Origin of the sequence: Fictibacillus phosphorivorans (assembly GCF_001619875.1) — a bacterium.
Classification (GTDB): Bacteria; Bacillota; Bacilli; order Bacillales; family Fictibacillaceae; genus Fictibacillus; species Fictibacillus phosphorivorans_B.
The window spans coordinates 680,517-702,015 of sequence record NZ_LRFC01000001.1; the positions used below are offsets into that span (position 1 = coordinate 680,517).

The 21,499-nt window shown below is 40.0% G+C and carries 28 protein-coding genes and 1 riboswitch; of the genes, 23 read left to right on the top strand and 5 right to left on the bottom strand.

Going from position 1 to position 21,499, the window contains the following annotated elements; translation table 11 throughout:
* Entirely contained in the window at positions 1–576 is a 576-nt protein-coding gene (locus AWM68_RS03490) for a cysteine hydrolase family protein (protein WP_231868359.1), read from the top strand.
* Between the two features lie 115 nt (positions 577–691).
* Complete coding sequence (locus tag AWM68_RS03495) at positions 692–919, top strand: hypothetical protein (RefSeq protein WP_066236875.1); 228 nt, start codon at positions 692–694, stop codon at positions 917–919.
* 135 nt (positions 920–1,054) lie between these two features.
* Here AWM68_RS03495 and AWM68_RS03500 read toward each other — a convergent pair whose 3' ends face one another.
* Positions 1,055–1,603 (bottom strand): DUF402 domain-containing protein, encoded by a 549-nt coding sequence (locus AWM68_RS03500; protein ID WP_066236877.1) that lies wholly within the window; start codon positions 1,601–1,603, stop codon positions 1,055–1,057.
* Between the two features lie 116 nt (positions 1,604–1,719).
* Here AWM68_RS03500 and AWM68_RS03505 point away from each other — a divergent pair, with 116 nt between their 5' ends.
* Together AWM68_RS03505 and AWM68_RS03510 are read left to right on the top strand one after the other, a co-directional pair.
* The gene (locus AWM68_RS03505; RefSeq protein WP_066236879.1) at positions 1,720–2,121 is read left to right on the top strand and encodes a hypothetical protein; all 402 of its coding nucleotides are present in this window, start codon (positions 1,720–1,722) and stop codon (positions 2,119–2,121) included.
* Positions 2,114–2,995, top strand: coding sequence for an alpha/beta fold hydrolase (locus AWM68_RS03510; protein WP_066236883.1), 882 nt, complete (start codon positions 2,114–2,116; stop codon positions 2,993–2,995). Before AWM68_RS03505 ends, AWM68_RS03510 begins: the two co-directional genes overlap by 8 nt.
* 46 nt (positions 2,996–3,041) lie before the next feature.
* On the opposite strand, the gene AWM68_RS03515 is transcribed toward AWM68_RS03510, so the two are convergent.
* Positions 3,042–4,331 carry a purine/pyrimidine permease gene (locus AWM68_RS03515; protein ID WP_066236885.1) on the bottom strand — a complete coding sequence of 430 codons (1,290 nt, stop codon included), beginning with the start codon at positions 4,329–4,331 and terminating at the stop codon, positions 3,042–3,044.
* 239 nt (positions 4,332–4,570) lie between these two features.
* Between AWM68_RS03515 and AWM68_RS03525 the strand changes: the two genes are divergently transcribed.
* Positions 4,571–4,828 (top strand): hypothetical protein, encoded by a 258-nt coding sequence (locus AWM68_RS03525; protein WP_066236888.1) that lies wholly within the window; start codon positions 4,571–4,573, stop codon positions 4,826–4,828.
* Positions 4,825–5,082, top strand: coding sequence for a flagellar biosynthesis anti-sigma factor FlgM (locus AWM68_RS03530; RefSeq protein ID WP_066236890.1), 258 nt, complete (start codon positions 4,825–4,827; stop codon positions 5,080–5,082). Before AWM68_RS03525 ends, AWM68_RS03530 begins: the two co-directional genes overlap by 4 nt.
* 1 nt (position 5,083) lies before the next feature.
* On the opposite strand, the gene AWM68_RS03535 is transcribed toward AWM68_RS03530, so the two are convergent.
* Positions 5,084–5,497: a phage holin family protein gene (locus AWM68_RS03535; protein ID WP_066236891.1), complete on the bottom strand. Its 414-nt coding sequence runs from the start codon at positions 5,495–5,497 to the stop codon at positions 5,084–5,086.
* A gap of 206 nt (positions 5,498–5,703) precedes the next feature.
* Here AWM68_RS03535 and AWM68_RS03540 point away from each other — a divergent pair, with 206 nt between their 5' ends.
* The 7 genes from AWM68_RS03540 (at position 5,704) to AWM68_RS03570 (ending at position 11,813) form a co-directional block, all read left to right on the top strand.
* The gene (locus tag AWM68_RS03540; RefSeq protein WP_066236894.1) at positions 5,704–5,985 is read left to right on the top strand and encodes a hypothetical protein; all 282 of its coding nucleotides are present in this window, start codon (positions 5,704–5,706) and stop codon (positions 5,983–5,985) included.
* A gap of 178 nt (positions 5,986–6,163) precedes the next feature.
* Positions 6,164–7,273, top strand: coding sequence for a GGDEF domain-containing protein (locus tag AWM68_RS03545; RefSeq protein ID WP_066236896.1), 1,110 nt, complete (start codon positions 6,164–6,166; stop codon positions 7,271–7,273).
* Between the two features lie 104 nt (positions 7,274–7,377).
* A complete protein-coding gene (locus tag AWM68_RS03550; protein WP_066236898.1) occupies positions 7,378–8,412 on the top strand; it encodes a YkvI family membrane protein in 1,035 nt (344 codons plus the stop codon).
* 64 nt (positions 8,413–8,476) lie between these two features.
* Positions 8,477–8,800, top strand: coding sequence for a nucleoside triphosphate pyrophosphohydrolase (locus AWM68_RS03555; RefSeq protein WP_066236900.1), 324 nt, complete (start codon positions 8,477–8,479; stop codon positions 8,798–8,800).
* A 363-nt stretch (positions 8,801–9,163) separates the two neighbouring features.
* The gene (locus AWM68_RS03560; protein ID WP_066236903.1) at positions 9,164–9,952 is read left to right on the top strand and encodes a DeoR/GlpR family DNA-binding transcription regulator; all 789 of its coding nucleotides are present in this window, start codon (positions 9,164–9,166) and stop codon (positions 9,950–9,952) included.
* Positions 9,953–10,112: 160 nt separating this feature from the next.
* Positions 10,113–10,295: a hypothetical protein gene (locus AWM68_RS03565; RefSeq protein ID WP_066236906.1), complete on the top strand. Its 183-nt coding sequence runs from the start codon at positions 10,113–10,115 to the stop codon at positions 10,293–10,295.
* Between the two features lie 198 nt (positions 10,296–10,493).
* Positions 10,494–11,813 carry an APC family permease gene (locus AWM68_RS03570; protein ID WP_066236908.1) on the top strand — a complete coding sequence of 440 codons (1,320 nt, stop codon included), beginning with the start codon at positions 10,494–10,496 and terminating at the stop codon, positions 11,811–11,813.
* A 188-nt stretch (positions 11,814–12,001) separates the two neighbouring features.
* Here AWM68_RS03570 and AWM68_RS03575 read toward each other — a convergent pair whose 3' ends face one another.
* Positions 12,002–13,042 (bottom strand): SEC-C domain-containing protein, encoded by a 1,041-nt coding sequence (locus tag AWM68_RS03575; RefSeq protein ID WP_066236910.1) that lies wholly within the window; start codon positions 13,040–13,042, stop codon positions 12,002–12,004.
* 194 nt (positions 13,043–13,236) lie between these two features.
* On the opposite strand from AWM68_RS03575, the gene AWM68_RS03580 reads away from it, so the two are divergent.
* Entirely contained in the window at positions 13,237–14,151 is a 915-nt protein-coding gene (locus AWM68_RS03580) for a DUF4349 domain-containing protein (RefSeq protein ID WP_066236913.1), read from the top strand.
* 132 nt (positions 14,152–14,283) lie between these two features.
* Here the strand turns inward: AWM68_RS03580 and AWM68_RS03585 are convergent, their stop codons facing one another.
* The gene (locus AWM68_RS03585) at positions 14,284–14,514 is read right to left on the bottom strand and encodes an IDEAL domain-containing protein (RefSeq protein WP_066236915.1); all 231 of its coding nucleotides are present in this window, start codon (positions 14,512–14,514) and stop codon (positions 14,284–14,286) included.
* A gap of 372 nt (positions 14,515–14,886) precedes the next feature.
* A riboswitch (TPP riboswitch) is annotated at positions 14,887–14,993 on the top strand.
* A 109-nt stretch (positions 14,994–15,102) separates the two neighbouring features.
* Between AWM68_RS03585 and thiD the strand changes: the two genes are divergently transcribed.
* The 9 genes from thiD (at position 15,103) to AWM68_RS03630 (ending at position 21,404) form a co-directional block, all read left to right on the top strand.
* The gene (gene thiD, locus AWM68_RS03590) at positions 15,103–15,918 is read left to right on the top strand and encodes a bifunctional hydroxymethylpyrimidine kinase/phosphomethylpyrimidine kinase (protein WP_066237479.1); all 816 of its coding nucleotides are present in this window, start codon (positions 15,103–15,105) and stop codon (positions 15,916–15,918) included.
* A complete protein-coding gene (gene thiM / locus AWM68_RS03595; RefSeq protein ID WP_231868360.1) occupies positions 15,905–16,813 on the top strand; it encodes a hydroxyethylthiazole kinase in 909 nt (302 codons plus the stop codon). Before thiD ends, thiM begins: the two co-directional genes overlap by 14 nt.
* Positions 16,810–17,484: a thiamine phosphate synthase gene (gene thiE, locus AWM68_RS03600; protein ID WP_066236917.1), complete on the top strand. Its 675-nt coding sequence runs from the start codon at positions 16,810–16,812 to the stop codon at positions 17,482–17,484. Before thiM ends, thiE begins: the two co-directional genes overlap by 4 nt.
* Positions 17,485–18,003: an energy coupling factor transporter S component ThiW gene (gene thiW, locus AWM68_RS03605; RefSeq protein ID WP_066236920.1), complete on the top strand. Its 519-nt coding sequence runs from the start codon at positions 17,485–17,487 to the stop codon at positions 18,001–18,003.
* A 73-nt stretch (positions 18,004–18,076) separates the two neighbouring features.
* The gene (locus AWM68_RS03610) at positions 18,077–18,316 is read left to right on the top strand and encodes a hypothetical protein (RefSeq protein ID WP_066236923.1); all 240 of its coding nucleotides are present in this window, start codon (positions 18,077–18,079) and stop codon (positions 18,314–18,316) included.
* 166 nt (positions 18,317–18,482) lie between these two features.
* Positions 18,483–19,085, top strand: a complete 603-nt coding sequence (locus AWM68_RS03615; RefSeq protein ID WP_066236926.1) for a winged helix-turn-helix domain-containing protein — start codon at positions 18,483–18,485, stop codon at positions 19,083–19,085.
* On the top strand, positions 19,082–19,294 hold the full coding sequence (locus AWM68_RS03620; RefSeq protein WP_066236928.1) for a hypothetical protein: 213 nt from the start codon (positions 19,082–19,084) through the stop codon (positions 19,292–19,294). Before AWM68_RS03615 ends, AWM68_RS03620 begins: the two co-directional genes overlap by 4 nt.
* A 15-nt stretch (positions 19,295–19,309) precedes the next feature.
* Positions 19,310–19,891, top strand: coding sequence for an ATP-dependent Clp endopeptidase proteolytic subunit ClpP (clpP, locus tag AWM68_RS03625; protein ID WP_066236931.1), 582 nt, complete (start codon positions 19,310–19,312; stop codon positions 19,889–19,891).
* 274 nt (positions 19,892–20,165) lie between these two features.
* Positions 20,166–21,404 carry an MFS transporter gene (locus AWM68_RS03630; RefSeq protein WP_066236934.1) on the top strand — a complete coding sequence of 413 codons (1,239 nt, stop codon included), beginning with the start codon at positions 20,166–20,168 and terminating at the stop codon, positions 21,402–21,404.
* Positions 21,405–21,499: the final 95 nt, after the last annotated feature.

Sequence of the window (21,499 nt, forward strand, 5' to 3'; positions counted from 1 at the left end):
GTGAAAAAAGCGTGCTTGCTTATAATTGATGTCCAAAAGGGATTTGATGATTCTGATTTTTGGGGAGAGCGCAATAATCCAGATGCGGAAGACAATATGCTTGTTCTTCTTGATGCATTTAGGAAGGCAAGATTACCTGTCTTCCATGTGCAGCATCAATCGGAAAATGAAATGTCTCCACTTCATCCCACAAAATTAGGTTATCAGCTGAAAACAGGTTTTGAGCCTAAAGAGAACGAACCACTATTCATAAAAAGTGTGAACAGCGCTTTTATTGGCACAGATCTTAAAGAAGAGTTAGAGAAGCAAGAAATTGCACAAATAATCATTGTAGGTTTGACAACCAATCATTGTGTTTCTACTACTGCTAGAATGGCAGCGAACTATGGGTTTGGTGTATCTTTTATTCATGACGCAACAGCTGCTTTTACGACTGTTTCTTATGACGGTCGTAAATTTACGGCTCAAGAAGTTCATGAATCTGCCCTTTCCCATCTGCACAATGAATTTGCAGAAATATTGAGTACAGGAGATGTTCTGGCTAAATGGGTCACAACTTCTCAATACATGCAATAACAGACATAGACAATATTCCCCAGGAAATGTCGGAAACTGCAAATGGTTTAGAGGTTTTATTTTAGGGTAAAAATGAGTATAAAATTAAACAGCGTGAGCTAGAGGTGTCTTACAGATGAATAATGATCAAATTGAAAAATTGATGAATAATCCTGAACAAGAATTAGAATTTTGGAGAGAAGAAGATCAGCAGCGTGAACTTGTTAGAATGAGATATGTGCCACAAGGTGAAAGCGGCTATTTTCAGGTTACTTATTTAGATGAAGAAGAAGGTATTGTGGGTTCACAAGTTTTAGACGAAGTTGAGGATGCGCTGCGTTTCTTAGAAAAGATCAACCGGTAAAGTAAAGAATAAAACCAGAGGGCATTTCCTCTGGTTTTTTATATGTTAGTAACTTTTATTGCTCTTGAGAGTGATTGGTTTTGACTCCAAGCAGCTCACTTTTGCGTGGCAGACGTTGAGCACCATTTGCGTATATTAAACAAACTTCTTCTCGCGGTACCATTCAAGAGCGTGCTCTAAGCATGTTTCCAGATGTTCAAACTCTCCTTTTTCATACTTTGAGATAATCTTTTGTGCCGTTTTGTGGGCTAGCTTCATTTCTTTATCTGTGATAGCACCTTTATCGAAAGCTTCCATTAATTCATTGTCATCAAGTAAAAATAGCTCTTTGTCAGGAAGAATCACAATATCCAGGTAAAGGTCATCAAACCACGGAATTCCCTCTTCACTCACTCCATGATCCAGGCAAATATCAATGTAAAATTGCACAACTTCTCCGCTTGTGTCCAGAACGGTGGTAATCGTATATTTTTCATCTTCAGGAAAATGTTGAAGCCACGTATAACCACTATCAGCAATACAAACTTTATGGTATTTGTAATGAACAATTAGCGGTTCTGAAACTTGCTCAAGATGAATGGCAGTTACTTTGCCATTAAAACAGAAATTCTGTTTATGTGTAACTTCAAAATTACGTTCTAACACTCTTTTCCAATTTGGTCGGTCAGCGGTTTTATGTTCCATACACACCTCCAGATTTTGTAAAAAGCATAACAGTTTCTACTTAAAATAGAAAGGATTATAAAGAAATGAGTAGAACTTTGTAAAAGGTATGCAGTAAAAACGGAGGGAAAACAGGTATGAAAAACACCCAAAAAGAATTAGAGCAGTTTCAATTGAGAAAGAACTGGGAGATCAGCCAGGAAAGTCCAGATAAAAGCACAGAATCGCTTTTGCTTAATCATATGCTCTTAACGACTGAAATCGCTGAAATCGCTGAAGAACTTAGAAAAATGTTAAACAGAGCTTATTCTTTGAATAAAGATGGGGTAGGGCAAGAAGACGCTTTTATTATGGCGAAACATGAGGTCGCAGAAGATATTGGAAAAGAGATTGCAGATAGCATCGCCTATTTAAGTAAATTCGCCACTTTTTTTGAACGAGACATGGAGGAAGATATAAGAAACAAATTGGATGAAATCGATAAGCGGGATAAACCCAATTTGCAGAGAAGGATGAAAGGAGGTAAGGTAAATGTTTAAAGCTGAAAAACACGTGCTAACTTCACAAGACGGAACGAAAATTACAGCTTATGACCACGGAGGTAATGGTGACACAATACTATTTATTCATTATTTAGGAGGTATAGCACAAGCTTGGGGCCCAGTAATTAAGTACTTTACGGATAAATATAAAGTGTTGACGTATGATTTGAGGGGGCATGGCCAATCTGGGCAACCGGAAAAAGGCTATACCTTCGAGGACGCTGCAAGCGATTTAGTTAGTGTTATAAACCATTTTAAACGGGATAAAGTCCACCTTGTTGGAAGCTCATATGGCTGTATGGTTGGATTGTATTTTACAGCTATGCGTAGGGAACGTGTGTTGTCACTGGTAAATATAGACGGTGCCATGATAAATGATACAGGTAAAGATGGTCTTTATGATGAATCGCTGGAAGAACATCTTGCTAAATTTGAAGGTCAATTTGATCCTGATTATGAATCGATAGATGCATTTAAGCAGTATTACCGTGAAAACTGGCAGCCCTGGAATGAGGCCAGAGCTAATTATGTAAACCATTTTAAACCGCGTGTAAAAGAAAACGGAAAAGTTGGTGCGATTACGACAGAGGAAACGATGAAGGCGATCATCTCTGAAATTTACTATGTTGATTTCTTAACTTGGTACGAAAAAACAGAATGCCCTGTCTTATTTTTACCAGCTGAAAAAGAAAGTCATTTTGAAAAGTCCATACGCTTCATTGAAAAAGCGTCTAAAGGATTGCCATATAGCAAAACAGTCCTGATTCCTAACACGACACATTTAATGATGTATGATCATGAAAAAGAATTAGCAGAAGCGATTCAAGAGTTCCACGCTCAACTTCCCGTTTCACAAAAAAGCAGCATGTAATAGACAAAGGGCCTCCTAACTAAGGGGGCCCTTTTTCATTCTATTATTATTGATTTGCTCGTAATTTTTTTCGCTTGAAGAATTGTTCGAGTGCCATACATGTTAGCATACCCATAATTAAACCATTGCTTAGTAGAGTGACAATAATATTCGGCCATTCTTTTAATGCCGCAGCTGGGATGAATAGACTTCCGATTCCAACCATTAGTGAAGTACTAATAATGAATAAATTTGTTTCTGACTTTATGGCATTCTTGTATTCTTTAAACGCCAGTCCGATCATGCTCGAAAAGGGCAGAAATATTGTTGCGTATCCTACTGGTGCTGGAATGCCGGCAAAGAAAAAAGTAAGAGGCGGGAAAAAACTGATCAAAATAATAAGTGCATTTCCCAAAATAAACGCCAACCGGCTGAACATTTTAGTAGTTAATATAAATCCTGATGCTCCTGAGATGGGAACACTTGCAACAGCTGAAAACAAGCCTGCTAACCATGTGTTAAGACCCATCATGATCGATGACCGGTTGTAATGAATAGTTTTGTAATCTTGGTTTTCAGATTCATATGCTTTCTCAACAACGTTAATGCTTGCCACCATATTCGTTAGAAGCAGCATTCCGACGAAAAGGGAAGTCACAATGGTTCCTGCTGACCATTGCGGCATTCCCCATGCTAATAGTTCTGGAAAAGCAAAGGTATTGCTTGTATGCATGGTTTCCTTTGTTAAGTTCAATAGTTTAAAAAGGCCCCATCCCAGTAATAAAGATATGAGAATAGAATAACTTCTAAGCCATTTTACACGTGACTTTCCTAAAACGATAGACAAAACTAGGATAAATAAGGAGGCGATGGCTACTTTGGCATCCGCGTTTTCCTGAAGATAACCGATTCCAAGCATCCCTTTAATAAAAGATCCACTCAACTGAGAGACTAGCAATATTAAGTAAGTTCCAGTAACTAACGGGGTGAACAAAGCTCTGATAGAGTTAATGATGCGAAAGGCACCGAGTAAAAAGAAGAGAACGCCACTAATCAGCATGCCTGCAGTCAACTGCTGCAAACCGTCCGAAACAGTTAATGCACCAGACGCCACGATTCCTGCATATACGGTAAATACTCCCCACCATAATCCAGCCGGTCCTTCGTTAATCGGCAATTTGTGGCCAAATAAGACTTGCAGGATAGCAGACGCACCAATAATTAAAAATGAGCGCTGCAGTAGATCTGCCGTTTCTGCCTGTGTCATACCAAAAGCATCTCCAATGGCAATGGGAGCAACTAAACTGCCGGCTAGAATAAAAACCATCCATTGAAGCGAGGAAAACGTTAATTTCATGAAAACACCTACTGTTATGTATTTCTTCCATTCCATTATAGCGCTTATGCTAGATTCTAAGAAAGGAAAGATGTTTAAAAGAAAGAGTTTGACGGATAAATTTTATGTAATTCAGAAAGAACATCAAGAGGTCAGAATAAGCTGTGAAATATTTTTTAGGTATACCCAAAAAGAATGGGGAAGCCCCGAATTATATTGGAACAGGTAAATACGACCACTAACAAAGGACGATTCTAGTGATGCATAAACTTACAAATGATGATGTCATTCAATGGTTAGAGAAACATCTATTAGACTTTGAACAGTTTACACCTTACTTGTTTACTTCAAAGTGGATTCATTCTTTTTGTAAGGATAAGGAAAACGGAAAAGAGTTCGAAGTGAAATGGGATTTATCTGGCCAGGAATTGTTTTTCAGATTGTTGGACAACCTGGATCATGATGATCAATGGAAATGGCTTGGTACGATACATTTTACTGAAGAGGTGAAATCATGAGAATTGATGGACAGCAACCCGTGCAACGTAAATACGATACGAATAAATTGTATCAGCAGCCTCCTGTTAAACCGCCATCGTTTGCAAAAGACGAACTATACATATCTAACGAAGCTAAAGTGCTGCATGAAAATGCTCAATTAAACATAAGAGAAAAGAAACTTTTAGAAATAAAAAAGCGCATTGATGCTGGGGAATACCAGATCAATGCACAAGAGATCGCTAAAAAAATCTCACAGTTTTATTCGAATTAATTTAATGATTTTTGTTTTGAGTGCCGCTTTTCTGTTTTAACAGAGAGACGGCATTTTTTATGAACGGCGGTATCGGGACATTCAACCTGCCTGCATTTTCAATAATAGACAGCAATTCATTGGAAAGATAGAAAAAGATGGTTGAGGATTGAATGAAATAGCCGCCTAGTAATTGGTCGAGAGAATGGGCGATTGCTACAAGAGCGAAGATCATAATTTTTTTAAGTATGCCCCTAAAGCCAACTCTGCTGTTCAGTCTTCCTTCATACGCAGATGCAGCCATTCCTGTTAAATAGTCTAATACAATAAAAAGAACAAGCGTTTTAAACAACATTGTTGGCGTTCCAAATAAAAAACTGGATATCGCTCCAATTGAAATGGTACTTGTATGATAAAACAAAGTCCATTTTCCCACTGAAAATCCCCCCTAACACTTCATTAGTATAGTATATGCATGTACAAGCAAACTCGAAATGGCACATGCCCATAACTTGTCCTCCTAATTAATAGAAGGTTTATTTCAAATGTGTTAAATAGTCAAAAAATTTAAAAAATAACAAGTCAGACACGCACTAAATCTGTTACAATGAAACAAATCCGGAAAGGGAGGAAAGAAATGCAATGAACAAAATTACGTTAGGCTTGCCTCCACATTGCCACAAAGTATCTTGTGACGGAAGAATGATTAAGATTAAAGACTCTGGTAACAACAAATGGGCGTTCCCGCTCTCCGGGACCGAGAATGCTGTAGTCGATCAAGTAAATGAAGAAACAGGATTACTCACCATACATGGAAAGGATAAGATATTGGCAACTCTAGAAATGCCAATTCGTTTTTGTGAAGTGGGCAGAGGCTGGCTGTTGGATAAATTACCAAAGAAAAAACGAGTAAAAATAAAATAAATAAAAATTATATCATCGCACAGCTGGTTAATTCCTGCTGTGCGTTTTCAATGTATATATAAAAACAGTTGATGGGAAAAGAGCCATTCTTTTTAAAAAAAGTTTAGTGATAAAAATTCTTGGCACAGGAAAATAATGTTATAATAAAGAAGTTGAACGTGTAGATGGGGTGAATAATTTGGGTAAACCACACCTGCCTGCACACTTGAATCACATCGCATGGAACCGAAAAATATTGAATGTATTTTGGGTTGTTATCTTTGTGTCTGTGTGTGTAGAGGTTATGAACAGTTTTTTAACGCTAAAGCCAATAGGGGAATTTTTAATAGATTATTTGGTTGTTCCGACCGTTCTATTAATACTTACGACTTTAATTGCGGAATATAGTTTTAGAACGCAAGCAAAATATGTAGATTATATAATCATCGGTGCAGCAAGTATGTTTTCTGCCATTTTAATCAGTGTTCATTCTGAGATGTATGTGATGTACACGAGTTTGTTCTTTCCGATGCTAATCTCTACGATTTATTTTAAAAAGAAAAAAGTATGGTTGTCTTTCGTCCTAAGCTCAATGATCTATCTTGGAATTTCAACGTTTCACCCTGTCGCAAAGGAATTGAATGATCTTATGGATCAGCTTTCTATGATCTGTATTTTGATTACGTCAACTGCAATTTGCATAGGTATAATGAGCAGAGGCTACGAAATTGCAAAGCATTTAAACAAAGCTCAAGCAGATCATCAAGATCTTATGGTAAAATCAACGATCATGGAGAAACAAGTAAAAACAGATGCGCTGACTGGTCTCTATAATCATATGGCATTTTATGAATATATGGATGTCTTATTGCTTCAGGCTGAAACCTACCAATATCCCGTTCACTTAGCCGTGATGGATATTGATAATTTTAAGAAGGTCAATGATACATATGGGCACGGCATAGGCGATATCGTATTGAAACGGATTGCCGCGGCGATTAAAGATAATGTAACAAACGACGATTTTGCTGCACGATATGGCGGTGAGGAGTTTGTTGTCATACTTAATGATATTAATGAAGAAGAAGCATTTGCAGTGCTAGAAAAAGTAAGGCGTGTTGTACAGAACTTGGAACACCCTGAAATCGAAGAGAAACATGTAACAATAAGTGTAGGACTGCAAACGTATAGGGCAGGCATGCACAAACAGGCTTTTTTTGAGGGAGCAGATAACAGTCTGTATGTAGCCAAAAGACAAGGAAAGAATCGGGTTATCATACAGGAATGTAATAGTGCTATGCAAATATAATAAAAATGCTTAAACAGCAGGGAATGCTCCTTGCTGTTTTTTCTTTCTTCTAAAATCCTTGTCCATGCATATGTTTGTAAAGATATGGCCATGGAGGTGAGGGTATGAGTGGACGGATGAAACAAATATTGCAAATAGCCGCCACTTACATCGGCACAGTGGTAGGTGCTGGATTTGCAACGGGCAGAGAGATCGTTGAGTTTTTTACGGTCCATGGCTCAGCAGGATTTGCAGGGATTCTAATCAGCGGTTTCCTGTTTATTTTCATTGGTACAAAGTTAATGATTATGGCGAAACGTCTCGGAGCCTCGTCTTTTGATGAGATGAATCTGTATCTATTCGGACCAACTGTATCTAAAGTTGTTAATGTATTGATGCTCATTATGCTTTTTGGTGTTACAGGTGTTATGTTGTCAGGAGCAGGAGCGCTGTTTTGGGAGCAGCTTCATTTGCCGTTTCAAGCTGGTATACTCTTGACTTTATGCATCACATATTTGGTGATGAAACGTGGAATTGAAGGTATTCTTTGGACAAATTCATTGATTGTGCCCGTAATGATCTTATTTTCCGTTGTTCTATCGATTTCGATGTTTGATTTTTCGGGCGGGAGAGAGCTTTTCGTGGCCAGTGATTTTGTCGGGCATTGGAAGTGGGTTATCAGTCCTTTTGCTTATGCAGCCTTTAACTTAACATTAGCTCAGGCTGTTCTTGTCCCGCTATCCCGAGAGGCTGATGATGAATCGGTGATCAAATGGGGAGGATTCTTAGGTGGTCTAGGGTTAACATTCATTCTCTTAAACAGCCAATACGTGCTGTACTCGGTTCCTCGTGTTTTAAGTTATGAAATACCAATTGCCGAAATTGTTGGAGGTTTGGGAATAGCTGTACATTACATTTTTGTATTTGTGATCTATGGTGAGATATTCTCCACATTAATAGGCAACATATTCGGACTGGCTGGGGCATTGAGTCGAAATCTCAGGTTATCCAATCAAATCATTATCCTTGTTTTAATGGCAGGAAGCTATCTTTTGAGTCAAGTAGGCTATTCAGAGCTTCTTCATTATTTATATCCGGTTTTTGGCATGATTGCTCTTTTATTTTTAGTTGTCATTTCGGCTAAAAAACTAAAGGACTGAATATCATTTTAAGTAGGGTCATCGCTTTGTGTTGCTGTGAAATTGTTGGAAGGGAAAAAAGCCAATGGTGTATTACAATAAATTAGTTCGTGATAAGATACCTGAACTGCTAGAGCAGGCGGGGAAAAAAGGAACCTTTCGAATTCTCGGGAATCAGGAGTTTGAGAGTGAATTAAAGAAAAAGCTTGCAGAAGGCGTGAAGGAGTATCGTGAGGCGGGTAATGAAGTGAATGCAGCTGAAGAACTCGCAGAGCTGTTTGAGATCTTGATTGCCTTAACGAAAGTGCATGACCTCACCTTACGCGAACTAGATGAGATTCGACAGGAAAAAGCAAGAAGACATGGCCGCTTCCACGAGCGCTTGTTCTTGATTAAGGTGGAGGACTAGGGGGGGACAGACCCCAGACAAATACAAATTGATGAAATTTGTATTTGTCAGAAAGACATAATATAGTACTAGATTAAAATTATGTGATAGTAGGTTATTTTTATGTGATTGCATCGATTTTTTATGTGATTGCATTGATTTTTTATGTGATGAAGGATCAAAATTATATGATTATTCATCTCTGCCGCTATTAATCTTTAACAAGCAAAAACAGGCACGCTCAACACGCTTGTTCTTGCTTGTTTTAATATAAATTTTAAATAAATCAGGAAAAAACATGCAAGTATTGTTTGACAAACAAGCATAATACAGCATATGATGAATGTACCACGTGGAAATAAGAGGTAATGGAGGAAAATATTTATGTTTTCTGAAGAAAGAAGAGAAAAAATCTTAGAAGTGCTTAAAAATGAAGGCCGTGTACTTGCAAAAGAGTTATCAGATGCCCTCCAAGTCTCAATTGATTCCATCCGCCGAGACTTATCATCGCTCGAAGACAATGGGCTCTTAAAGCGGACGCATGGCGGAGCAATTGCTGTAACAGAAGTAAAAAAGGGTCCTGCATCCAATGAGGTCCGCTTTGGTGAAGGTTCAAAATATGAGAAAGCAATCGCTAGAGAAGCGGTAAAGTACATCCAAGAAAATGATACGATCTTTCTAAGTGGCGGTGGGATGCACCATGAGATTTTAAAGCATCTGCCTGACTGCCGGCTAACAATTGTAACAAACTCACTCGTAACCGCTGATGTCCTTAGAGGAAAAGAGAATATTGATCTTTACGTAGTTGGTGGAAAAGTGAAGAATTCGGGAAACATGACAGACGCTTTAGTTACCAGCCTTATCAGTCAATATTCATTTGATTTGACGTTCACTACAGGAGGAGGCATTTCAGATCGTGGTATCAGCACGGCAAATCCAGAAGTTGCTGCTTTTATAAGCGCCGTGGGGAAAGTGTCACGCAAGCGAATTGGAGTATTTCCGCATTACAAAATTGGTGTTAATGCATTTGCCCATGTTGGACCTGCATCAACCCTGGATGTGATCATTACGGATGATGAAGCACCTAGAGATCACTTGTCTGCAATCGAACAGCAAGGAGTTAAAATCATAATCGCAAGTTCACATCAAGATACACAATCAGAAGCAGAATAAAAGTTTTATATTTTTACCTCAAAAGACCTCAGACCAAAGAGGTCTTTTTCTTATTCTCACCAAAAAGAGTGTCAGATTTGCTTACAAACATCATGCTGAAAAGGTTTGATTTACTTATTCTTATAAAAAAGGTATTTTTCCATGTAATTTAGGAAATGAGGTGATTTCAATTCTTGATTCTTCTCATTTTACATTAGAAGAAAAACTAATGATTCGGGAACTGAAAAACAAAATAAGAAATGAAGATGACTCAGAAACAAGAAAAGATCTTGAACGGCAGCTAAACATCATTATGGAAAAAGCTTTTATAAAAAAACAGCTGCTTAGGCGAAAGGAGCTTTAAACCTTTAAATTCCCTAAAGAAAACCTTTGCAAATAACTGAATAGGCTGTCTATTTTGGTAGGTAGTGACAATTTAATCCTGTTTATGTTAAGGTGACATTAGTCTTTTTCAGATGGACAAACGTTTCTTAAATAAGCAACAACTGCTAACGCCAAACGCTTGGCGTCATCCAGGTTTTCTTTAAGGAGTGGACACAGCATGAATCAAGAAGCAGCATTGAAAAAAGACATTGGGCTTTCTGTAGCGATGTCCATTGTTATTGGAACGGTAATTGGTTCGGGGATTTTCATGAAACCTGGAAGTGTTCTTGAGTACACAGGAAACTCAAACCTTGCTCTTTTAGCTTGGGCGCTTGGGGGACTCATCACTTTAGCAGGCGGTTTAACGATTGCTGAAGTGGCGACACAGATACCTAAGACGGGCGGACTTTATGTATATATGGAAGAAGTATATGGGAAGCTATGGGGCTATCTTAGCGGCTGGGTGCAGACGGTTATCTATGGGCCGGCTGTCATTGGTGCACTGGGATTATACTTTGGGTCATTAATGGTCAACTTATTTTCATGGGAAAAGTCGTTTGGTCCATGGATTGGAATTGGAACCGTCCTTTTTCTTACGATTGTTAATAACTTTGGTACAAAATACGGTGGTTTCGTACAAAATTTATTTACGCTAGGTAAACTTGTGCCGATTGCTTTGATTATTATCTTCGGAATTTGGCATGGGAATGAACAAATATTAGATGCATCTAGTGGGACGGTAGTAGAAATATCAATGGGTGCAGCCATACTAGCTACTCTCTTTGCATATGATGGGTGGCTGATGGTAGGTTTTGTTGCAGGAGAGATGAAGAATCCTGGTAAAACGCTGCCGAAAGCAATCATCGGCGGAATATTAATCGTAATGGCAGCCTATTTGCTCGTTAACATTGCATTGCTTCACATTTTGCCTGCTTCAGAGATCGTTAGACTTGGTGAGAACTCTGCAGCATCCGCCGCAACGATTCTTTTCGGTCCATTAGGCGGAAAATTGATTGCTGTAGGTATTGCTGTATCTATCTTCGGATGTTTAAATGGAAAAATTTTAACCATTCCGCGTGTACCGTTCGCGATGGCTGAACGCAATCAGCTTCCAATGTCACATATTTTCAGCCAAGTAAGCGATAAGTACGGTACGCCGATCGCGGCAACGTATTTACAAGTTGTTATTGCCATCATTATGATGTTGGTCACAGATCCTGATTATCTGTCAGAGATGGCGATCTTTGCCGTTTATATCTTTTATATCTTCGCGTTTTATGCGGTATTTAAACTGCGCAAACGACATAAAGGTCAAAAAAGAGTGTACAGTGTACCATTATTCCCAGTGATACCTATTTTTGCGATTTTAGGTTCTGTGTACATTGTGGGTGCAACGATATTGAACGATCCGTTCGACAGTTTAACCGCGATCTTCATTACAGTTGCAGGCTTACCGGTCTACTATTGGCTTCAGCGCAATGAAAAGCAAGACTCCTAATAAGAGGGGTCTTGTTTTTTTGTCGGTATGTTTCTTTTGCGAAACTTTGTTGCTCTTGAAAGTGGTTAGTTTCCGTTTCAGGCTGTTCGCTATCCGGGAGGTAAGTTGCAATAATCTTTTAGATAACAAGTTCAGCCATAATAAAAACCCGCCAGGATGTCCTGACGGGTAATAGGATGTATGATGACTTATACGCTCAATAGTTCTTTCATTTCGCGATAACGTGATGAAAGGCTTGCAGGTGAAACGCCATACTTTTTAGCTGTTTCAGCTTGTGTAGATGCAATTCCTCTAATATCCTTTGATACGAGATAATCTAGTGCTGCTGCATAGATTTCTTCTTTTCGAATCGCGGGTTTGGATTCTGTGATATATTCACTCCAGAGTTTTTCCGCTTCTTCAATCACTTCTGTTTCAGCATTCGCTTTAACGAGGTCCGTTACAGCCGTGTACTTTTCTTCCTGTTGATCGGATACTTCTGCTGTTTTGCTGTTCTCAGTCACAGCAGATTTTTTTTCTTCATCACCAGGCTTATCCTCTTTTGATGGTTGAGGAACACCTTCCGAAATATCAATTAAAGAGAGCTGAAGAACAGCTGGGAACTCTTTTTTGAAGATTTCTTTCGCATCAGCAAGTGGCTGAATTTTTTCTACAGCCGCTTTTAAAGGTGGCAGTTCAGACATTGGCATTTCTACATAACCAACATAAAATTCATGATTGATGCCGTTTGATACGAGGGTTCCAAGCAATGCACTCTCAAGTTTTGGTTTTTCTGCAGCATTGATGGTTACATCATATACTTCTTTTGACCAAATTTCTTGAACCGTAAAGATGAATCCTGTTTTTTGCTCTAAAACTTTATAAAGAGAAGGCGCCGCAGTAATCCAGCTAGCCAAAATGTCTGCCACTTCCGGTTTAACCGTGCCCTTGACTTGTTCAACATAAAGTTCTACAGGTGTCTTTCCATCCTGGATTCTAGAGCAGAAGATTTCCCAGCATACCGCAATATTTGCATATGTTTGTTCTTGATCTTTGGCAACAGGATACTTTTTCACATATTGTGATGTGCGTGCTGCTAAATCCTGTTGAAAGTTCTCAAGCGCGAACTTGATGAGTCCTTCTTGGTGGAAGGATACTTCGCGTGTTTGCTCTTCTTTATGTAAGCAACATTTTTTATATTTTTTTCCGCTGCCACAATAGCACGGATCGTTTCTTCCTATCATTGACATGCTATTCCTCCAGTAAACCACTTACTTATCCTGTACATACTAGCATAAATCGGCTTTTTTTCATACTTCCGTATCATCAGACAACATTTTAGCATAAAACCAGATGAGAAAAAAACATTAAATATGTTGATTTTATGGGGGTTGAAACCTTTTTTTCTATCAAAGCGTCTAAGGTGAAAAGGGGGAATTACGATATGTGGAAAAAATGGAAAGTGTGGGTATTTGTCGTTGTGCTCCTTTTGAGCGCTTGCAGCAGCAATGATAAATCTGAAAGTAAGATGGCTACTGATCAAGAATATGCTGGAAGCAGTTCAAATGCAAAAATGGACAAAGCCACAGCAGAGGATAAGTCGGAATCTGATTCGGCAAACCATGGAGATCAAAAGCAGCAGATAAAAAATCAAAGAAAAGTCATCTATAACGCAGATATGCAGATTTCTGTAGATAAATTGGAGAACACGATGGAAAGCGTTCGAAACATGGTTGAGGACAAGAACGGCTATATTGTGGAATCAAACACAAGTGCAGGGGAGAGGGGATATGAATCAGGCACGATGGTTGTACGTGTTCCAATGGATGGTTTTCGCGCGTTTTTAGGTGAGGTTCGAAAACTAAGTAAAGGAACACCACACGAAAACATAAGAGGAGAAGATGTTACAGAAGAATATGTAGATCTTTCTTCCAGATTAAAAGCTAAACAGCAAGTGAGAGACCGTTTGGAATCATTCATGAAGGATGCACAGAGAACAGAAGACTTATTAAAGATTTCTGCTGACCTTGCTTCTGTTCAGGAAGAGATTGAACAGATTGAAGGAAGGTTAAACTTCTTGAAAAATCAAAGTGATTATTCTACGGTAACGATCCAGTTCGAAGTGAAAAATCTACAAGCAGAAAAGCTTCAGACCGAACAATTGAATACGTGGGCAAAAACGAAAATGCTGTTTATGGAAACGGTGAATTTCTTGGTTTCAGCTGTATCCTTTGTTGTCGTTGCGCTGTTTGGTCTAGCTCCCCTATGGCTAATCTTAATCGCTATACTCTACTGGGTTTGGTTGAGAAGTAAAAAAGGGCAAAAGAAAAAGCCGGAATCACCGACAACGTTGGATTAATTTATTCATTAGTAAAAATTCAAATGGGCACGTCAGAAACACCCTCTGCAGCGAGGATATGATCCGTCAGCTGAAAGGGTGTTTTGGCTTTCGCGGCACCTTTAGAAAAAAAGGTGTACCGTTTATGAAGCCTTAACTGAGAAAAGCTTTATATTCAGAGGTTAGTTTCATAAAACGTTCTTTATCTTTTGCATCCAAGGCATTGTCGATTTCTCTTTCATAATACTCTTTGTAATAATTGTGAAGGGCCTCATCCAATACCATTTGAGCAATAAGGCTGAAGGCAAATGGGTCTCTTTTTTGATGTTTGTACTGTACCATCTCATTTTGATTTTTGTTAAAAGAAGTGTTTTTGTCTTTCATCCTGTTTCCCTCCTTAGATTATCTCCTATCCAATTAACCTTTTATGTTTCTAGGTTTCTACTAGTATACTGAGCGATGTGCCTAATGACAACCATTTTATTTGAAAATTCTGAAAAAATTTTATATATTCCTTCCAATGTACTGATTTTTCACCACCTTTTGGTAAATTTGTTAATGGTTTGTCATTTTTATTCCTTTGATTTCTCCATTTTGTTACAAAGGTTTTTGTTCTGTATCTTTTATGTTGTTATTGTATGTTAATTACTATTTCCCCGTAATTGAAGTGGATTAAACACACATAAAACACTTATTTGAAAAAAACGTTGACATTTCTTAAGGTGTGTGGGTAGGATTGAGTTAATTCAATATAGTCAGTTCCGCTAGGGGTGCTTTTTTAAAAGCTGAGAGAAGGTAACAGCCTTCGACCCTTTGAACCTGATCCAGATCATACTGGCGTAGGGAAGCGGTGTGGAAAATTACAAGCTTGTCTTTCATTTCATTGTTAATGAATCTGTAATGGCCACCCGCTATTTATTTGGCGGGTGGCTTTTTGTATATAACGAGGAGGATGATCGTTTGGGACAACTGATAAAAGTAAGCAAAGCACTAACAATCGCAGGATCAGACAGCGGGGGAGGAGCAGGTATACAAGCTGACCTGAAAACGTTCCAAGAATTTGGTGTTTATGGCATGTCTGTTCTTACAGCTGTTACGGCCCAGAACACAACTGGTGTTCAAGGGGTATTTCCTGTTCTCTTAGAGGGAATTGAGGCTCAGCTGCAATCGATCGGAAGTGATCTGAACCCTCATGCTGTAAAGACCGGGATGCTGTACTCTGGAGAATACATCGAACGAACGGCTTATTATATGAGGAAATTCGGATGGAACAACGTGGTTGTCGATCCTGTCATGATTGCAAAAGGAGGTGCCACTCTCTTAGGTAAAGAAGCAACGGACGCAATGAAAACGTATATGCTGCCGATCGCGAAAATCATCACACCTAACATTCCTGAAGCAGAAGCATTAACTGGCATTAAGATAGATTGTGAGGAAGCAAGAGCAGAAGCGGCAAAAGTTCTTTTTGATGGCGGTGCTGATTATGTCGTAATAAAAGGGGGGCATTACGACGGCAGTGGAGAGTATGTATCGGATCTTCTGTATAACGGTGTTGAGATGGCTGAACTTGTAGAGAAGCGCATTGACACAAAAAATACACATGGAACAGGATGCACCTTCTCTGCAGCCATTACAGCAGAACTTGCCTACGGGAAGACAGCTGAGAGCGCTATTGAACATGCGAAAAAGTTTATTCAAAATGCGATAGCACATAGGATAGATGTCGGCTCAGGTCATGGGCCGGTTAATCATTTTGTTTATAGGAGGATTGCACTTGAACAATACTAGAGTACAAAAATGGAAAGAGTTTGTAGCAGAAGTTAGAAGAGAAAAGCCGCTTATTCATCACATTACAAATAACGTCACGATGAATTTTCTGGCTAACGGAGTGCTTGCAGCAGGAGGGAGTCCGATGATGGTTCACGATGCAGGTGAAGTGGAAGAAGCAGTGGGGTTTGCCGATGCACTAGTGCTGAACATCGGAACGCTAGATGAACCAGCGGCAAAGTCTATGATTCTTGCTTTTCGAAAAGCGATGGAGAAGGGTGTACCCGTTGTACTTGACCCAGTAGGAATAGGACTATCCGCGTTCCGTCAAGAAGTAGTTAAGGAAATATTGTCAGAATATTCACAATTGAAGGGGGTCTGGCCCCAAACAATTCTGACAATTTGCGGAAACGCAGCAGAGATGCGATTCCTTGCAGAAGGAGATTGGACAGGTAAGGGTGTTGATGGTGAACTTGGTGAACTAGGAAGCTCAGAAGAAGATTTGATTAAGCTTGCTAGAGCGGCTGCAAACCAAACAAGTTGTCTTATCGCGATGACTGGAGAAAGAGATGTTATTTCTGATGGTGAAAGATCAATCGTACTTTCACATGGCGATCCCATGCTAGCTTTTGTTACAAGTACGGGCTGCTTTGCAACCTCTATGGTGGCATTGTATCAGGCAGAACAAAAAAGCGAAGAATCGAGAGGACAGGCTCTATCTATTTTAGAACGAACAGCCTTAGCGATTCTGATGCTCACAAAAGCAGCGGAAGAAGCGGTGAAGACTGCAAAGGGACCCGGGAGTTTTCAGCAAAACCTTATCGACCAGCTGTTTATATTAGAAACTACGCCACAAATCTGGCAAGGTTCAATCCACTGGCAAGATCACATTTTAAAGGAAGGTGCAAGAAGATGAGAACTTCTGCTATAAAAGACTTAAAACAGCAACTTTCTCTTTATTTTGTAGCAGGAACGATGAACTGTGATTCGCCTGAAGCTTTTGAACGCATTCTTTTACAAGCCATTCAAGGAGGTGTTACGGCTTTTCAATTTAGGGAAAAAGGAGCAAAGAGTTTACGTGGTGAAAAGCGTCTTGAAATAGCTAACCGTGCAAAGCAGATTTGCAGGGAACACGGGGTGCTTTTTATCGTAAATGATGATTTGGAGTTAATGAAATCCGTGGATGCTGATGGACTTCACGTGGGCCAAAAAGACGGAGACTTAAAGACGATAAGAGAAGCAACAAAAGGAAAAATACTTGGGGTTTCTGCTCATACACTTGCTGAAGCCGAAGATGCTGTTTCTAAAGGGGCAGACTACATTGGGGTTGGTCCAATCTATCAAACTGCTTCAAAGGAGGATGCGGAAGAACCTGTAGGTGTAGCACGGATCAAAGAGTTTCTTATGAATCATATCAACCTGCCACTTGTTGGTATAGGCGGTATCACGATTAAGAATGTGAGTGAAGTAATCCTTGCGGGTGCTGATGGTGCAGCAGTTATTTCGGCATTAAGCGGTGTGGATTCCCCTGAAGAAGCGTCACGGAAAATGTCCAAAATTATACAATCAGCAAAGAGAGATGTCTAAATGAAGATATCTGTTCAGAAACTTACTCTTATGGCGATGCTGGTTGCGATCGGTACACTGTCTTCTCATATCTTTTGGATTCCTGCTGGTGTTGCGAAAGCCTTTCCTGTTCAGCATGCAATAAATGTTATTGCTGGTGTAACACTCGGACCTATACCAGCTATGCTCGTCGCATTTAGCATCGGTTTGCTGCGCAACTTGTTCGGCGTCGGTTCATTGCTTGCCTTTCCAGGGGGGATGATCGGCGCACTTGCAGCGGGGTATTTTTATAGGAAGGGAAGAAAATATGTTTTTGCTGCAATCGGAGAATGGATAGGGACAGGCATTATTGGAGCTCTTGCTGCGGTGCCAGTCGCAACATACGTATTAGGTTCGAAAACAGGAGCGTTCTTTTTTGTAGCACCTTTCCTTGTGAGTTCTGTAGTTGGTGGATTGCTGGGGTGGATCGTGCTGCGTGTCCTTCATAAAAATGCAGCAGCAGGCAACTGGCTAGAGGAAAAACAAGGAAAAACCGTATAAAGATAAGCACCGAATAGGTCTCCACACCGTACACTGTATACTATCAACCGGTGAAAGGGGGCCTTTTAGTTTCATGAAAAAACGACCAAAACACTGGGTGTATACTGAGATGCTGCTCATGTTTATAGGACTATTGCTCGCCATCTATAACGGAAAAACATGGGAGAGCCCCACCGTTTTGTTTTCAATCCTAACCGTGATCTTTTCGTTTCGTGCGGTGGAACGAAAAATATTTAAGCAAAAAACTGAATTTTGGTTAAATGCTGGTATGGCAATGATTTTTTTGGTACTTGGTATAATACCGCTTTTATAGCGAGAAAAAGCAGGCTGGAGATCAAGACAGTCTGTTTTTTTGTGTCTATAGGCATACGTATATTTTGCTCAAATCTTTGACATAATGAGGTGTAACGTAATAAAATGGTTTTACGTAAAGAATAATTTTTACGTTGTGGTCATACAGTTAAAGTGAGGTGATGAAAGTGAAGAGGAATCAAAGCATCCCAGAAACGTTTATCGTCACAGAGCCTGAGCAAGCTGCTGCCCTTCTGCATCCAGTCCGATCAGAAATCGTAAGCTTGTTGAGAGATCCGCAATCTGCGACAGAGCTATCAAAGAAAATGAACGATTCCGCTCAAAAGGTGAACTACCATCTGAAAGCTTTGGAAAAAGTAGGGCTTGTTGTTCGTGCAGGTACAAGGAATGTAAGAAACCTTGTAGAAATTCTATATGTAAGTGCCGGAAGATCGTTTTTATTATCAGATTCACTAGGACTTTCTTCAGAAACCATCCAGAAACTTCAAGATCAAACCGCTCTCGCTCACGTGTTATCACTCACAGAAAAAATAAAACGTGATGCCGTTTCTCTAATGGAGCAGGTCGACAACGAAGAAATCCCGAGTGCTGTAATGGAGATGGAGCTCTCGCTTTCAGGTGTTAAGAATCGGACTGCATTTTTGCAAGACTATGCAGAAATGCTGACAGCTCTCATTCAAAAGCATCACAAACCGAATCAAAAAGATGCAAAAACGTTTCATGTGTCAATGGCTATGTATCCAAAACCTGAAGGAGGCGGCACAACGTGAAAAAGGACAACAAAAACACGGTTACACCTAATAAACGAGATGCAGCAGCTGGTGAAGAGTCGAATTCACTTCCAATGAAAACCGAAGTACAGGTGCAAGGAACAGAAAATCAGCAAGAGCCGGCTAAAATCATTTTTATCACATCAGGATTTGGAAAAATACATGTACCACATACTTCAAATACTAGCCCGATGGCAATCGCGGCATAACAAGGAGGAAACAATATGAACTTAATACCTATGGTTGTTGAATCAACAAACCGCGGAGAGCGGTCTTATGATATCTATTCCAGACTATTGAAGGATCGTATCATTATGCTGGGAAGCGCGATCGATGATAACGTGGCAAACTCGATCGTCGCGCAGCTTCTGTTCTTGGCGGCAGAAGATCCTGAAAAAGATATTTCGATCTACATCAACTCCCCGGGTGGTTCCGTTACGGCAGGTCTTGCAATCTATGACACAATGCAGTTCATCAAGCCAGATGTGTCAACGATCTGTATCGGGATGGCAGCATCAATGGGAGCAGTCTTAATGGTAGCTGGCGCTAAGGGAAAACGTTATGCACTTCCAAACGCTGAAGTAATGATTCACCAGCCTTTAGGAGGAACACAAGGCCAGGCGTCAGATATGGCGATCCACGCAAAGCGTATCCTGCAGACGCGCGAACTGTTGAATAAAATCATCTCGGATCGATCTGGCCAGCCGATTGAAAAAGTAGAAAAAGACACCGACCGTGATTATTTCATGTCAGCAGAAGAAGCATTAAAATATGGAATCATTGATAAGGTAATCGAGAAGATCTAATTCGAGGGAATCAATAGGTTGAAATAATGAGAGAAGAAGCCAGCGTATCCATTTTGGAGCTGGCTTTTTGTTTTGAGGAAAGGGGGTCAGGGGGTCAGACCCCAAACAATTTATTTCCCGCGCGCTTTTCAGGATCTCTCTAAGGGTGTTTGCTCCATTATACGGTTCGAAATCCTATATTTTAGTATTGGACACGCTGATTATGGTAATCTATTGTAAGTTACATAGATTTAAGTTACTTACCGAGTACGATTATAGAAAGAAGGAATGCAGCATGGCAGCACCAACAGAAGAAAAGACGCCAAGCTTAGCGTCTTCACAGCAGAAAACCATTTATTCCATCCTCTTTGCCATTAGTTTTGTCCATCTGTTAAACGACTCAATGCAGGCCGTGATTCCAGCCATTTTTCCTATTTTAGAGAAATCTATGAATTTAACGTTTACTCAGCTAGGCTGGATTGCCTTTACGCTTAATATCACTTCATCCATCATGCAGCCTGTTATCGGCTGGTATACCGACCGGACCACATCTCCTTATTTATTGCCATTTGGGATGATGGCTAGCTTAATAGGTATGCTTGGTATTGCATTTGCGGATTCGTTTTACTTGATCATCCTATCTGTAATAGGCATTGGACTTGGAAGTGCCGTCTTCCATCCAGAAGGGTCTCGAGTTGCTTATATGGCAGCTGGTAACCGCCGCGGACTAGCACAATCTATCTATCAGGTTGGAGGAAATACAGGAAGTTCACTCGCGCCTGTTATGACAGCACTTGTATTTGTTCCGCTCGGTCAGTTTGGAGCAGTATGGTTTACGTCACTTGCGGCAATAGCGATTTTCGTACTGTTTTATGTATCAGGCTGGTACGCAAAGCAGCTTGTACATTTCCCCCGTGTAAAAAAACAAACGGGAGAGAAAAAGGCGATCGATAAGAAGAGAAAGAATCAAGTGATCGGAGCGATGGCACTCCTTGTCTTTTTAGTGTTTGCCCGGTCGTGGTATTTTTCAGGAATCGGTAACTATTATCAGTTTTATTTAATTCAAGATTACGGTTTATCCATACGGCAAGCTCAAGTTTATTTATTTGTTTTTATGGCATCAGGCGTACTTGGAACATTCTTTGGCGGGCCGATTGCAGATCGATTAGGAAAAAGAAACATGATCTTTTGGTCGATGGTCGGTACAGCACCACTCGCTCTTGTTTTGCCGCACGTTGGTTTATGGGCTGTCATACCCTTATTTTTCGTGATTGGCTTTATTTTAAACACGAGCTTTTCAGTGACTGTTGTATATGCTCAAGAACTCGTACCGGGAAGGATCGGGATGGTTTCAGGGTTAATCGTAGGTTTAGCTTTTGGTATGGGTGCGCTAGGTTCCGTTGTACTCGGTAAAGTTGCGGACCTTACGAGTATCTCGAACACGATGCTCTTAATAAGCTTCCTGCCGTTGTTAGGGCTTTTAACGGTTATGCTGCCAACAGATAAGACCCTCGAGAAGTGGTCGAACGAATAAAAGGGGGTCTGACCCCAAACAAATACAAATTCTCCAATTTTGTATTTGTCAGAAACACAAAAAAATCCTTGTCTCTGCTATGGGAGACAAGGATT

Bases quoted from the DNA above. Each gene is read 5' to 3' on its own strand.
- AWM68_RS03495 (WP_066236875.1), top strand. From the start codon at position 692: ATGAATAATGATCAAATTGAAAAATTGATGAATAATCCTGAACAAGAA.
- AWM68_RS03500 (WP_066236877.1), bottom strand. From the start codon at position 1,603: ATGGAACATAAAACCGCTGACCGACCAAATTGGAAAAGAGTGTTAGAA.
- AWM68_RS03505 (WP_066236879.1), top strand. From the start codon at position 1,720: ATGAAAAACACCCAAAAAGAATTAGAGCAGTTTCAATTGAGAAAGAAC.
- AWM68_RS03510 (WP_066236883.1), top strand. From the start codon at position 2,114: ATGTTTAAAGCTGAAAAACACGTGCTAACTTCACAAGACGGAACGAAA.
- AWM68_RS03515 (WP_066236885.1), bottom strand. From the start codon at position 4,331: ATGAAATTAACGTTTTCCTCGCTTCAATGGATGGTTTTTATTCTAGCC.
- AWM68_RS03525 (WP_066236888.1), top strand. From the start codon at position 4,571: ATGCATAAACTTACAAATGATGATGTCATTCAATGGTTAGAGAAACAT.
- AWM68_RS03530 (WP_066236890.1), top strand. From the start codon at position 4,825: ATGAGAATTGATGGACAGCAACCCGTGCAACGTAAATACGATACGAAT.
- AWM68_RS03540 (WP_066236894.1), top strand. From the start codon at position 5,704: ATGAACAAAATTACGTTAGGCTTGCCTCCACATTGCCACAAAGTATCT.
- AWM68_RS03550 (WP_066236898.1), top strand. From the start codon at position 7,378: ATGAGTGGACGGATGAAACAAATATTGCAAATAGCCGCCACTTACATC.
- AWM68_RS03555 (WP_066236900.1), top strand. From the start codon at position 8,477: ATGGTGTATTACAATAAATTAGTTCGTGATAAGATACCTGAACTGCTA.
- AWM68_RS03560 (WP_066236903.1), top strand. From the start codon at position 9,164: ATGTTTTCTGAAGAAAGAAGAGAAAAAATCTTAGAAGTGCTTAAAAAT.
- AWM68_RS03570 (WP_066236908.1), top strand. From the start codon at position 10,494: ATGAATCAAGAAGCAGCATTGAAAAAAGACATTGGGCTTTCTGTAGCG.
- AWM68_RS03575 (WP_066236910.1), bottom strand. From the start codon at position 13,042: ATGTCAATGATAGGAAGAAACGATCCGTGCTATTGTGGCAGCGGAAAA.
- AWM68_RS03580 (WP_066236913.1), top strand. From the start codon at position 13,237: ATGTGGAAAAAATGGAAAGTGTGGGTATTTGTCGTTGTGCTCCTTTTG.
- AWM68_RS03585 (WP_066236915.1), bottom strand. From the start codon at position 14,514: ATGAAAGACAAAAACACTTCTTTTAACAAAAATCAAAATGAGATGGTA.
- thiE (WP_066236917.1), top strand. From the start codon at position 16,810: ATGAGAACTTCTGCTATAAAAGACTTAAAACAGCAACTTTCTCTTTAT.
- thiW (WP_066236920.1), top strand. From the start codon at position 17,485: ATGAAGATATCTGTTCAGAAACTTACTCTTATGGCGATGCTGGTTGCG.
- AWM68_RS03610 (WP_066236923.1), top strand. From the start codon at position 18,077: ATGAAAAAACGACCAAAACACTGGGTGTATACTGAGATGCTGCTCATG.
- clpP (WP_066236931.1), top strand. From the start codon at position 19,310: ATGAACTTAATACCTATGGTTGTTGAATCAACAAACCGCGGAGAGCGG.
- AWM68_RS03630 (WP_066236934.1), top strand. From the start codon at position 20,166: ATGGCAGCACCAACAGAAGAAAAGACGCCAAGCTTAGCGTCTTCACAG.